Annotated in this window: 12 protein-coding genes and 1 tRNA gene; 6 read left to right on the top strand and 7 right to left on the bottom strand. The window is 33.3% G+C overall.

The features are described from left to right. Positions 1 to 42: 42 nt before the first annotated feature. Complete coding sequence (locus tag Q0941_RS03490; RefSeq protein WP_299291412.1) at positions 43 to 588, top strand: AAA family ATPase; 546 nt, start codon at positions 43 to 45, stop codon at positions 586 to 588. 29 nt (positions 589 to 617) lie between these two features. Further along, positions 618 to 2,126: a tRNA guanosine(15) transglycosylase TgtA gene (gene tgtA / locus Q0941_RS03485; RefSeq protein ID WP_299291410.1), complete on the top strand. Its 1,509-nt coding sequence runs from the start codon at positions 618 to 620 to the stop codon at positions 2,124 to 2,126. Positions 2,127 to 2,195: 69 nt separating this feature from the next. Here the strand turns inward: tgtA and Q0941_RS03480 are convergent, their stop codons facing one another. Together Q0941_RS03480 and Q0941_RS03475 are read right to left on the bottom strand one after the other, a co-directional pair. Then, positions 2,196 to 2,498: an ATP-binding protein gene (locus tag Q0941_RS03480; RefSeq protein WP_007403030.1), complete on the bottom strand. Its 303-nt coding sequence runs from the start codon at positions 2,496 to 2,498 to the stop codon at positions 2,196 to 2,198. 141 nt (positions 2,499 to 2,639) lie between these two features. Beyond that, on the bottom strand, positions 2,640 to 2,852 hold the full coding sequence (locus Q0941_RS03475; protein ID WP_012215921.1) for a hypothetical protein: 213 nt from the start codon (positions 2,850 to 2,852) through the stop codon (positions 2,640 to 2,642). A gap of 113 nt (positions 2,853 to 2,965) precedes the next feature. Between Q0941_RS03475 and Q0941_RS03470 the strand changes: the two genes are divergently transcribed. The 4 genes from Q0941_RS03470 (at position 2,966) to Q0941_RS03455 (ending at position 5,571) form a co-directional block, all read left to right on the top strand. Next, positions 2,966 to 4,231 carry an MBL fold metallo-hydrolase gene (locus Q0941_RS03470; protein ID WP_299291407.1) on the top strand — a complete coding sequence of 422 codons (1,266 nt, stop codon included), beginning with the start codon at positions 2,966 to 2,968 and terminating at the stop codon, positions 4,229 to 4,231. Between the two features lies 1 nt (position 4,232). Continuing rightward, complete coding sequence (locus tag Q0941_RS03465) at positions 4,233 to 5,072, top strand: DNA glycosylase (RefSeq protein WP_299291405.1); 840 nt, start codon at positions 4,233 to 4,235, stop codon at positions 5,070 to 5,072. Between the two features lie 33 nt (positions 5,073 to 5,105). Beyond that, positions 5,106 to 5,180, top strand: a tRNA-Arg gene (locus Q0941_RS03460). 40 nt (positions 5,181 to 5,220) lie between these two features. Next, on the top strand, positions 5,221 to 5,571 hold the full coding sequence (locus Q0941_RS03455; RefSeq protein WP_299291403.1) for a hypothetical protein: 351 nt from the start codon (positions 5,221 to 5,223) through the stop codon (positions 5,569 to 5,571). On the opposite strand, the gene Q0941_RS03450 is transcribed toward Q0941_RS03455, so the two are convergent. From Q0941_RS03450 to Q0941_RS03430, 5 genes are read right to left on the bottom strand one after another with little or no spacing between them, the layout of a single operon-like run. Beyond that, positions 5,568 to 6,032 (bottom strand): plastocyanin/azurin family copper-binding protein, encoded by a 465-nt coding sequence (locus tag Q0941_RS03450; protein WP_299291401.1) that lies wholly within the window; start codon positions 6,030 to 6,032, stop codon positions 5,568 to 5,570. The genes Q0941_RS03455 and Q0941_RS03450 overlap by 4 nt on opposite strands. 52 nt (positions 6,033 to 6,084) lie before the next feature. Next, complete coding sequence (locus Q0941_RS03445) at positions 6,085 to 7,677, bottom strand: cytochrome b N-terminal domain-containing protein (protein ID WP_299291399.1); 1,593 nt, start codon at positions 7,675 to 7,677, stop codon at positions 6,085 to 6,087. Then, positions 7,661 to 8,266, bottom strand: a complete 606-nt coding sequence (locus Q0941_RS03440; RefSeq protein WP_299291396.1) for a Rieske 2Fe-2S domain-containing protein — start codon at positions 8,264 to 8,266, stop codon at positions 7,661 to 7,663. The genes Q0941_RS03445 and Q0941_RS03440 overlap by 17 nt, the downstream gene beginning before the upstream one ends. Before the next feature lie 43 nt (positions 8,267 to 8,309). After that, a complete protein-coding gene (locus Q0941_RS03435) occupies positions 8,310 to 12,140 on the bottom strand; it encodes a S8 family serine peptidase (protein ID WP_299291395.1) in 3,831 nt (1,276 codons plus the stop codon). Between the two features lie 30 nt (positions 12,141 to 12,170). Beyond that, positions 12,171 to 13,157, bottom strand: a complete 987-nt coding sequence (locus Q0941_RS03430) for a methyl-accepting chemotaxis protein (RefSeq protein ID WP_299291393.1) — start codon at positions 13,155 to 13,157, stop codon at positions 12,171 to 12,173. Positions 13,158 to 13,348 lie beyond the last annotated feature (191 nt).

Genomic DNA, 13,348 nt, shown 5'->3' with positions numbered 1-13,348 from the left:
TATTGCAGAAATCGTTTAATCATCATCTTGTAGAATGATCGTATGACAATTGTGATAACTGGGAATCCAGGAGTTGGCAAACATACTATTGCAAAGGAGATATCTCAAAAAAAGCATCTAGTAGTCATAGACATCAATGAAATTGCCAAAAATGAAAATTTGTTTGAAAAAAATGATGAAACAAATGATGTAGATACTGAAAAACTAAAAGAAATTTTGAGACCAAAAATCTCCACAAAATCAATTATTGTAGGACATTTGGCACCATATGTTTTAGATAAAAATCAGATTGATAATGTGATTGTTTTGAGAAGAAATCCATATGATCTTTTGGATGTATACACAGATAGAGGATATTCAGAGGAAAAAAGTAGAGAAAATGCAGGTAGTGAAATTTTAGGAGTTACTGCATTTGATGCAATTAATCAATTTGAGGAAAAAGTAGTTGAAATCAATGTAAGTGATAAAAAAATTCCCGTAGTAGAAAAAATTGAAAAGGTAATTTCTGGTAAAAAAGATTCTGAGCAAATTGACTGGCTAGAATTGGTAACAAAAAATGATGACCTGAAAAAATTCTTTGTTGATTGATTAAATAACACCCTAAAAATAGAAAAATATTGTTTGAGATTTCAAAGACAGACTTAGCTGGTAGAATAGGAAAGATTGAAACAAATCATGGTAAAATTGAAACTCCTGCATATGTTCCTGTAATTCATCCAGTAAAGCAAACTATCCCATCAAAAAAAATCAAAGAGATTGGATTTGATTTGGTTATTACAAATGCATACATTACAAGAAACAATTATGGAGATAAAGCAATCAAAAAAGGAATTCACAAAATTATTGATTACGATAAAGGAATTATGACAGACTCTGGTGGGTATCAGGTTCTAGAATATGGAGATGTTCCAGTAAAACCAACAGAAATGGCAGACTTTGAAAGAGGAATAATGACAGACTTTGCAATACCATTAGACAAACCAACAGGTTTTGGATTACCAATAAAGAAAGCTGAAGCTTATGTCAAGCACACACTTGAAGTTTGTAAACAAACGATAGATGACAGTGAAGATAACGGACAGATTTGGATTGGCCCAATTCAAGGTGGAGAACATTTTGATCTTGTTGCAAAATCAACCAAAGGTCTCATCAAAATGGGATACAAAATGTTAGCATTAGGAAGTCCAGTTGAATTTATGGAGTCATATGAGTATAGATTACTAGCTGAAATGATTGTTGCAGCAAAAAAACAAATTCCACACAATATTCCACTACATCTCTTTGGAGCAGGTCATCCCTTAACTATTCCATTTGCAATAGCTCTTGGGTGCGATACCTTTGATTCAGCATCTTACATGTTGTATGCAAAACAGAATAGATACATTACTGAAGATGGAACGCGTAATTTATCAGAAATTACTGTTTTTCCATGTCATTGTGAAGTTTGCTCAAAATACACACCAGATGAACTAAGACAGTTAGAATCTTCTGAGAAAATTAACCAACTTGCGATTCATAATCTATATGCCATAAAATTAGAAGTAGACAAAGTAAAACAAGCAATCTACGAAGGAAGATTATGGGAATATGTGATTAAAAAAGCCAGAGCACATCCAAAACTCTTTGAAATGATTAAAGTAATGACTGAAAATTCTGAATTCCTCAAGATTTCAACTCCAAAATTTAAAGAAAAAGCAGTTTTTCTGTTTGACAAAGAGGATCAGTTCAGGCCAGAAGTTCAATCATTTCATGAGATAGTAAGGAAATTCAAATCAAAGAAAAAGAGAATTTTGATAACAAAAGAATCATCTACAAAACCAGGATATCTATCTCATCAATACGTCAACCTACAAAGAAAAACTAAAGATTTTGATGAAATTCAAATCTGTCAGTATAATCCCCAATTAGGATTAATTCCAATTGAGATTTCAGATGTTTTCCCTGCTGCACATCATGAGACATCACGTTTAGATTTTGACCCTAAAGAATTTCCTGAATTTGAAAAAACATGGAAAATATTTTTTGAAAATAACAAATTTTTAGAAATTAGATATGATAAAGAAGATAATTTCTTGAAACACTTTATCAAATTACTACCAAAAGAAATTAAGAAAAAATCTTTGTAAAAATCAAGTACAAACAAGTTTCACTTGATAATTAAAAATAAGAAAAAAGAATGTGCTAAAAGATTCAGCCTATAAAGCTGCGTCTTCTGCCCAACCTTTGATGAAGATACCGTTTTTGTGAAGAGGTACTGGTTGTCCAGCAGTGTAATTCATTGGTCTCATCCAAAAGATTGATTTTGTTGGGCATACACCGATGCATGCACCGTCAGAAATACATCTTTCTGGATAAAATACAAATGCTTTACCTCTCTTCCAGCCTTCAACAGGTTTTACTCTAAGGACATCTGGACCTAAAGTTGTACAGATTTCTACACATAGTGCACATCCGATACATCTTTGTTCATCGATGTCTGGAAGTATTGCTATTGGCATTACAAAATAGAAAACGCTTGGAGACTATTTAAACCATGATTGAAATTCATAACCCTGTTATGAAAATGATCGCCAAAAAATCATGCGCAGGATATTGAATTCAAGAATTTAAAAAACAAAAAGATAACGTGATTTTCACGTTTATTTTCTCATTGCGTCTATTTGACCAGAAGTAACCCAGTCAAGTAATTCTGCAGAAGAAGGATTAAGGTCTGCTTTCTGGTTCATCAGATTGTTAACCCAAATCCAGTTAATTTGGTTAAGGAGTGGTTTGTTTGCTTCGTCACCAGCACGTGTTTTAGCGACGACGGCTTGATCTTGTTGTCCTAACCATTCTTGGAAGCTTCTTCCCATGAGGATCGGATCTTAGCTTGCACTAATTAAAGCTTTTGAAGATTCCACATGAGGCATAATGATCGGATCGATCCTAAGAAGGTTTTAACGTAGATGTTAAAGCATGATAATTCTTGGATGTTAAGGTTTTAGGAGCTGCCAATGAGGTTGGCAGATCTGGTTTTTTAGTTAACTGTGAAGGCACAAATCTATTACTTGATTATGGAGTAATGTTTGGAAAAAGAGGTACACCTCCAGATTATCCTTTACATGTCAAACCGAAGGACGTGGATGGAATTGTCATTACCCATGCTCATCTAGACCATTCAGGAAATGTTCCATCATTATTTGTAAGTGGAAATACAGATGTCTATGCTACTCCACCAACATTTGACTTGTCAAAGTTACTAATTGAAGACATGCTCAAAATTGAGAAAAATTCTCATCCATTTGATTTGCCTGAACTAAATAACATGATGAGAAATGCTAAACCTGTAGAGTATAAACAAAAAGTCACCAAAGGTAATGCTACATTTGAGCTAAGAGAGTCAGGGCATGTAGTTGGGGGAAGTACTGTCCTTTTAGAATCAGAAAATAAGCGCTTGTTTTACACTGGAGATATCAAAACCAATGGTTCTAGAATGCTTCGAGAAATGGATTTGGATTTTGATGAAATCGATCTGTTAATTACTGAAAGTACATATTCTCAAACAGAACAAAAACCAAGAAAAGAATCTGAAAGAGAACTAGTTGAATTTGCAAATGAAGTGATGGATAGAAAAGGTACATTATTTATTCCATCATTTTCTGTTGAACGCTCTCAAGAAATGGCATGTATTTTAAAAAATGCAAATTTCAAACATCGAATAATCATGGATGGAATGGCATTAAAGGTAAATGAGATAATGTTCAAGCATCCAAGCTATCTTAGAGATTCCAAAATTTTTGCAGATGCAATTAATAGTTCATTATCAATTAGAGAACATTCTGAAAGAAAACGTGCAATGGAAGAACCATGTGTTGTAATTTCTCCAGCAGGAATGTTAGTTGGAGGAAATGCAGTTTATTATTTGCAACAACTAGCATTTGATGATAGAAATGGTATTGCTCTAGTTTCTTATCAAGGCGAAGGGACTCCAGGAAGAAAATTGCTTGAAACAGGCAAGGTATCTACTAGAGGAAGAGACCTAAGTGTAACTGCAGAAGTTAAACAGTTTGAATTTTCTGGGCACGCAGATAGAAATGAATTATTTGACATGATTTCAAAAATAAAAGGAAATCCTAAAGTGATGACTGTTCATGGAGATACAGATTCATGCACAAATTTTGCTCAAGAAATTCATGAAAAATTTGGATTTGAAGCATATGCTCCAAATGTGAATGATACAATAACTATCTAAAATGCAAAATTTTAACACAATTAATGTTGAAAATACAATCCAAAGTGGTCAAGTATTTCTTTGGCAAAAAACAGATGATTTCTGGTATGGTGTAAATGGTCAAAATATCCTAAAAGTGGATAAAATTGGCAAAATTACATCATTTAAAAAAAACAAATCAGATTTTTTTAGAAATAACGATAATCTAGAAAAAATCATCAAAATGATTTCAAAAGATTCTACAACAAAAAAAGCCATAAAAAATTATCTTGGTTTAAGATTAATGGATCAAGATCCATTTCAATGCATGATTTCTTTTATTGTTTCATCAAATTCTAACATTCAAAAAATCAAAATTTGTTTAGAAAGATTATCTGAGAAATTTGGGGAAAAAGTAGAATTTGATAAAAAAGAGTTTTTTGTTTTTCCTAAACCAGAAACTCTTGCTGAGGCACAAATTAAAGAAATTATGAAGTGTGGAACTGGATATCGTTCTAAATTCATTAAATCTGCAGCAAATATGGTAGTCGAAAATAAAATCGATTTTAAAAAATTAAGGAAATATTCTTACAGTCAAACAAGAGAAGAAATTTGTAAAGTTCCAGGAATTGGAAACAAAGTTGCCGATTGTATCATGTTATTTTCATTAAATAAATTGGAAGCTTTTCCTTTAGACAGATGGATGATTAGAATTTTAGAAAAATATTATTCAAATTTTCATCTTGAAACAAAAACAATTACAGAAAAACAGTATGAATTACTTCACGAGAAAATTGTCAGTTATTATGGGGAATATGCAGGATATGCTCAACAATTTCTATTCAAAATGGAACGAGAAAATTTTGATAAAAAATGGCTGTAAACCCTTAAAATGGTAATTAATTGGTAGGTTTTTGGGCCCATAGCTCAGCATGGATAGAGTGTTGGACTTCTAATCCAATGGTCAAGGGATCGAAGCCCTTTGGGCCCGCTTAACAAAATTATTATTTCAAGCCATAGCCTCACATTTTATGGGAGATTTAGAATTCAAACTAAATTCTACGGACATTAAGCCAAAATCAGAGATTATTGGAGAGATTTCTGTTTCATATCCAGGAAGATATGATGGAGTTGTGATTAATACAACAATCTTAGATTCAAACGAACACATTGTTTACAAATCATACAATGAAAAGAAAATTTCAAAAAATGTCTCCAGACTATTCATTAACAAAGATGTAATGCCTCAGGACAAAGCTGAATTTACTGCATTAATTCAATTTGAACCAGAACAAGAACATGAAGTGAAATTTAGAGTCTCAATTATAGAGCAACATAAAGAAATTGAAAGTAAAATAATTTTTGCGAAATATTCTAACTAGAATCTACTTTTCTCTACTGATATTTCGCCTTTCATCCAAGGATGAGGTTGACAGAAATAATGAACTACAGTTGGTTCAGTAAACAAGAATTCATAGGTCTCTCCAGGTTTAATGACTCCTGGTGAGCCAAAGTCACCACTATATCCATCTGCATATCTATGATCAGGAGTTACAGTGTGAGCAGTATCATCATTGTTTACCCATCTAACATTGTTTGTGAATGTCAACAAAACTGTTGGTTTGTTTGGTACATAGTTCTCATTTCCATCAATAACTGCACCTGGAACAATATCAATTAAGAAAAATTCTTCTTCAGGATGTAAAATATGATCATCAACTGATGGTTTTGCTAATGATTCTGGAAGATAAAATGATGTATAGAAAACAGTGATAGCAGATAATGCTACAATGAATGCAAGTGCACCAATCCCATATGCATGACTAGATGTGGGGGCAGCCATATTTAGCTGGTTCCTCTCAAGTTCTTATAAAGTTTGGTTGAAATTTTCGAAATCATGGTTTATTCAAATCCGTTGAACCGATGTTAGGGTTTTGGTTTGAGTTTGGGTCTGCACCAACACCAAGATCAGCCTGAGTTTTTGGTGTTGGAACTTCAGCTGGAATTTCTTTTGGTTTGGTGTCAGATGAAGCATCTCCTTCTGGAAGTTTTCCTGGTTCTTCTGTAGCTTCAGGTTCTGCTAGTTTTGGCTTTTCATCTTCTACTGGAGATGGTGGTGGAGGAGGGGCATTCTTTTGTTCACTCATTCCATATCTGTAGATATGGAAGAATGCTGCAAAGACCAATAGGATAATTCCTACAAATAGTAATGAAACATTCTTCATTCCTGTTAATGCCGCATTATATGCTGCAATATTGAGGAATACTTGGAATGCCAATAATGCAATCAGTAGCCAATTAATCCATTTTTCAGACAAATTAATTGAAGCTACTTTCTTTGGACCGCTATCCTTTGCAAGTTTAGATTTTCTTTCTGCTTCATTTGCTAGTTTAATCATCATGTAAGTAAATCCAAATCCTAATGGAACTAACAATATCATTACAGAGTAGAAGAATACTGGATCTATTACCAAACGCTCTACTAATGGAACTGAGATATCAGGAGAGATGTAGAATCCCCAATAGGTAGTAACCATAATTTGGGCAAGACTAGTAATTCCAAATGCAGTGATGATAGGTCTATCTCTCCAAGAGAATTTCTTGTATCTATCAATGAATGGAATTAATACAAATGATATAATGAATATCAACGGCCACAGCAGACCAGTTACAAACTTGTCATATTGAGTTCTCATGAAAGCATAGATTCCAGTCAAATACCATTCAGGTACTGTGACTCCAGGAGGAACCGAGGGTTCAAATTTGAAGCCCAAGTCAATTGGGAATACACCACCGGTAATTAGGATGGCTCCTGAAATTGCCATTACCATTGGTACATCAAATACTAGGAATCTTGGGAAGTGGACTGCCATTAATCCTAACATGACTATAGGTAACAGGAACACATGTTGTGCATAGAATCTTAATACAAAGTCCGAAAATCCACTACCCAGCGCCGCATCACGAATTGTTGGTCCTACCACTGGAATTGAAGTAGTTAACGACGCAGCAATACTAATTGCAAGTTCTGCTCTTTCACTGAAAATAACATCATATCCTGTAAATGCTTCAAGAATTGTAACTACACCAAGTATAACACCAGTCATCCATAAGACTTCGTTTCTAATTTTGTATCTTCCACTAAAGTATTGATAGTACATGTGTAAAACTGCAAGAAGTACCATTGCATTGGAACCATGATAGTGAATATTCCTAATATGAAAACCAAATGGAACTTCATCATTGATAAACTGAACACTATCCCACGCTCTATCAAGAATCGGTTGATAATAGAACATGAGTAATGCTCCTGAGATTCCTAGAATGACAAATACGATAAAGGTAAGCATTCCAAGAAAACCAAATGGACTTACAAATCTTGCAGGGAATGAAAATTTGATTGCAGTAAAAATTGTTCTATCTACACCATCCCATAACCAATAGAAGAAGCCAACAGCTCCTGTTCTTCTTTCAAGCGAAGCGGCCATATCCAACTACTCCATTATCATTTGCATTGAATTTTGGTGGTAAAATGAAAACAAACCCAGCAGAATCAACTTCTAAGCTTAATTTTGGTAAAGTGTTTGAAGGGGCTGCTTGTACAGATGCAGGTCCAACAAAAGCTGTTCCAGTATCAGGATCATACATACTTCCGTGACATGGACATTCGCCTCTCTTTCTTCCATCATCTGGCCAATATTTCCAAAGACACCACAAGTGTAAACAAATCATACTAAAAGCTCTAAAGGCACCTGCATCATTTTTTGCGCCACCTAGTTCTTCTGGCAATCTAATGAATTGCCATTTACGAAATGCTTCTGCATCAAGTGCAGCATCTCCTGTTGCAGGATATGTAATTACTTCAGCGTGATTTACTGGAAAAGAGTTAACGTTTGCCTGAGTTCCATCAGGTAAAATTACTGGGACTTTTTCTAATGAAGCCTGATTAGGGTTTGGCATGAAATTACCAAATGGAACGAATGGTGCAAATGCTAATCCTGTGCCTGCAGCTCCCATTAACTTTAGAAAGTCTCTTCGGGATAATCCGGCAGACTTTTTCGTCCCCACCTCTGACATTCAAGCTGACGTACTCGCCAAATTGCTTATAAACCTTGTTCAATTATTTTGACGGTTTTTGTCTTAGAAGGAAAATTGCTACAGATCCGATCGCAATTCCAGAGATAATTCCAATAACTACTCCAAGTGTGAATGAATCATTATCCTTCTGATCAATATTTTGTTCTAATTTAAGATCATTTAAGATCTCATTTTTTTCTTTAGAGGCTTCAATAGATTCCTTATTTACTTTAGACTGCTGGTTTGATTCAGAAATCTCATTTGTAAGTAAGTTTGATTCATCAGTTGAATCAATCATCAAGTCTTTTGAAATATTTGAAAATTTTCCAACAAAAGAAATTGGTTCTGTAGTAGAATTACCACCAAACAATGTGGAATGTGTTAATATTGAATATGTACCAGTTTGATTAATTGGAACGTAAAGAACAATTGAAGTGTCATCCTTATTTTTTACAGGATAAAATCCACCACCTTGACTAAAAACAGAATTACCTAACCAATCAAGTGATGCCCATCCAAGGAAATGTCCAAAAACTCCTGAAGGGACGTTTGTTTGAATAATTTTTCCAGAAGGATCCATTACAAAAACAGAGAGATTTGTATCATCGTGTTCCCATGATAGTTCTATTGCAGCAGAATTAATCAATTCATCTTGAACATCAAAATAAAATTGTCTCCAGTCTCCAGCCATGTAACGATTTACCATATCAAATGCTCCTTTAGTATATCCATTACCATACATTACATCATCACTATCTTTTCCTTCTAGAATTACAATTGAATCATTTTGATCAACTAAAGTTTTTGAAACAAAAGATACAGGTGTATTGATAGTATGATGTTTACTTTCAAAATTAAGAAATCCTTGATAGACTCCAGTTGGAAGATCTGTTGGAGTAACTAAGGTTACATCAAATGTAGATTTATCATTTGCAGGAACTACTATAGATTCAGACTCTGTCCAAAGCAAGGACCATTTTTCTTTATGATAATAACTTGCAGACAAAGTATAATCTATTGATGTCGAATTTATTTTTGTATCACCTAACCAGTAAGAATATTTTGTGGGAACTGGATATACACCAACCAATGGAATTCCATCGAATTTTTCATTAGGATCTGAAACACGTAGTTCTTGTACTGTTCCCCAAGATCCAGCTCGATTTACCATTGAAAGTTCATTACTAGAAATTTTTGTATTATTATCAGAATCTATCCAATCATAGAGATACAATGAAGATATTTGTAAATCATCTGCATAAACATCAGCAGTATCATTCATAAAATTATCAAATGGGAAGTTTACATTCAAAATCATTAATTCTGAATTTATAGGGATAGGATTTTTTTCATCAAAAAATTCATCTACAGTAGAATGACGTTTAACATCTGAAAGTTTTATGTAATTAGGAGTAAATGTTCCAGTTTTATTTAGAATTGAATCTTGTTCTCTAGGAATTGTTTTTCCATCATATTCAGTTTTATGAATTAAGGATAACTGTTGAGGTTCAATTTTTACAACAATTTCCTCGTTAGAAGGATTTTCAATTGTAAATGTTGTTGTACTACGTTCTTCAGGTAATAATTGGCCTGCAAACCAACTTGTCATAGGAAGAGATTTTGTGGGTAATTCAAATTGTTCAAATCCAATCTCAGTTGAATTTACATTCTTTAAAGAAGGTTCCAAGATTTTTCGTAAATTCTCATACGATTTATCATTATGAACAATGAAGACTCCTTTTGTTCCGTTTACAAAATCTAGTGCTTTTGAAACATCTACCAAACCCGATCCTTGAGTAAAAGGATCATTTCTCAAATCAGTTGCTGAAGACATCAAAATATTTTTTATCAGAAATGGATCATAATTTTTTGATTGATCTTTCATAGCTTCTATAACAATTGCTGCACTACCAGATACTATTGGAGCAGCCATACTTGTTCCTCCAAATAATGAAATTGGTTCATCTTTGGAATCCTTTTTGGGTGTTAAAACATTAGATGGTGTAAATCCATGTGCACCAATACTCATAACATCAGGTTTAGGGTCTCCAATTATACTAGGTCCTCTACTTGAAAAATCTACCACATGGTTATAGTGAGCAGTGGTATCTCCAAATCTTGGTTGATCCTTGAAAGGACCATATCCTACATACACATTGTTAGTTGTTGCACCAACGGATATTCCAAATGGAGATGCATTTGGTAAACCAATTGTCCCATAACCATGTCCAGAATTTCCAGCACTTGAAATAATTGTAACACCAGGATAATCATCATCTAATGAATGAGGAGTTGATAGTACGCTAAGAATTAATGAAAGAAGATCCATTCCTGGTGCAGCATCAAAAGTTGGAAAAGTTGAAACACCCCAACTATTGGAAATTATATCAACTCGAGGATTTCCAGAAAATTTCCAATTTGTTCCAGTGTTATCAAATCCTGCTGCCCATAACCAACCATATACAGTATCACCAAACCACAATGCTTTAACGGGAACAATTTTTGCATTAGGTGCAACACCAGTAATACTATGTTTTTTTGAATCATTGTAAATGTCATAAGTCAAATGACCTCTTGACACAATTGATGCTGCACTAGAGGTTCCATGACCTTGAAAATCAGTCATTAATCCAAAGAATTCACCCTCAGGATCTAATGGTGGAAGAATTGTTCCGTTTATGGCATTGAGTGAATCATGAATATTTGTAGAATTGTTTCTAATTACGCCATAAACATCTAAAACATGCGCACCAATTGTTCCTGCACTATAATCAGATTTTCCATCTTTGTTAGAATCATAAACAAGAAATTCATTTCCACTTCCCAACACAATTGGTTTTTCATCAGTGAAATCAAAATCATAATCAGGTTGTGTTCCAGGTTTTAGATCAAATCTTGTGTAGTCTTCCCATGATGTTGAAAGATCTGGGATTATTGTGTCGTATACTCCTGGTTGAAATGAATCAACAACTAAAACTGGTACAACTTGGATTCTAGCGAGAGGTCCTGATAATGCACCTTGATAAACTACTCCTAGATGGTATTCACCACTTTTTGATTTGATATAATCTCTATTATTATCACCAATTTTCATATCATTTGCTAAAGTACCATTAAAAATTATTGAGGAACCCAACTGTGGAAAAAATGAATTGTAAATTGGTATCTTACTTCCTTTTCCTCCTTGAGAAACATCTAGGAATACACCTTCTCTTGACACATATGCAGAAGATGTCATATGAGAAGGAATTGGTTTACTATAATTTCGAATTATTTCATTTTCATCAATGTATGCAAAAAATGTTGCATTAGTTAGAATTATTCCTTGACCATCAGGATCAAACATTATTGGATGATTAATTTCATTTCTTGCTAGAGAATGTTGAATATCTAGATTTGAAAAATCTACACCAGTATCAACTATTGCTATTGTAGTTCCATTTCCAGAATATCCATATTTTTTTTCTGCAATATCAGATTTAGAAATTTGTGAGATTCTTGAAATATCTGAAGATTGTTCTGTTGAATGAAAATCTAATTGTGTATCCTCAACAACGTAATAGCCCTTGGAAATTAAGTTAGATGCATTCTTTTCAGATAATAATGTAACATAAAAAAATCCATTATCAGAATTAATTTGATAAATTGAATTGTTTTTAATTAAATTATTGTCTAGATTACTTGTTCCAAATACTAAATACCGTTTCACATTATTTTCAGTAAAAAAATTTTCATTTACTTGAACAATTCCAGAATCAAATATGATTGAATTAGAATTATCAAAATTTTGTAAAACTTCATTTTCTATTGCATAAGAATTAACAACGCCAGATGAAAGAAGAATAATTGATAAGAAAATTGCCACTTTGGGCATAATTCAATTCCTCATTGTGTATTATTATAATTATCTTCTTCGTGCAAGAATCGCAATTTGTAATGCAACAATGAGTCCAATTGCTCCTATGATCGGAAACAATAGGGAGTTTAATTGAGATGAGGCCTCAAAGATTAGAGGGACAGAGTCGGTAATGGTTACAGTACTTTCATCTATTTTCTCGCTAGCAGTTTCCAGAGTTCTATCAAAACCTGCAATTTCAGATTTCAAGATATCTACTTCTTTAGATGTTTCACCTAAAATTTCATTTAATCGTATAATCTGATCAGAGATCCCACCCAAATCTTGACTTAGTACATTAGTTGCAGCAGAACCATGTGATGTTGTTCCTTGACTAAATGCTACTACATGAAAAACATGTGTACCTTCTTCAATTGGGGTATAATCTACATAATACAATCCTTGATGTAAAGTCTTAAAGGAATTTGTTAAAGGAACTGAAATTCCAGATGGTAAGTGAACATGTGTTGTTTCCAACAATTCTTGTGGATTATTTCCTATCAGAAGACCATCACTTGTAGTTTGAACAAATACTCTAATTGGCTGACTAATTGCTGCAGTTTCTGGAGCAAAGACAAGAGTGTTTACATGTCTTTCTACAGGAACATCAAGTAATTCAGTTGTAGAAGAAAATTTCACATCTATTTTTTTAGAGATTCCATTTTGTTCAGTACTAATTACTTCAACAGTGTATGTTCCATATGGAAAGTTTGTTGATGGTTGTGGCCATGTTAACAGAGAATAGTTGAATGTTCCATCTGAATTAGTTGTTAATTGATCAAATTTTGCAATTGATTCATCAGGTGCAAAAATTCTTATGATTAAATTTTCTTCAGGTAATCCATTCCCGTATACTTGAAGATTATGTGCAGGAGCATATACCTTACTGTTTGTAAATAATTCAAGAGAATGGTCTTCTTCATACTGACTAAATGAATTTGGAATATTAACTAGAATAAACATTGCAATAAATGGAATTAAAATTTTAGTTTTCATTTTAATTTATTGCAAATTTCCTCCTAGATATTACTTCTGGAAAAATGATCTATAACTTTCGTTAAGTAGGATTCAAAAAAAGAAAAAAAGGGTAATGTGAACTAGTTTTAGCTTACGTTGACAGTTGTACTAACTGGTGGTGATAATGCCGTAGGATTATCAACAGACTCCCAAACGAATGCAGTAGCAGT

It is taken from the genome of Candidatus Nitrosopumilus sp., from assembly GCF_028278985.1.
In the GTDB taxonomy this organism is placed as follows: domain Archaea; phylum Thermoproteota; class Nitrososphaeria; order Nitrososphaerales; family Nitrosopumilaceae; genus Nitrosopumilus.
This window is presented reverse-complemented; position numbering and strand designations above follow the sequence as displayed.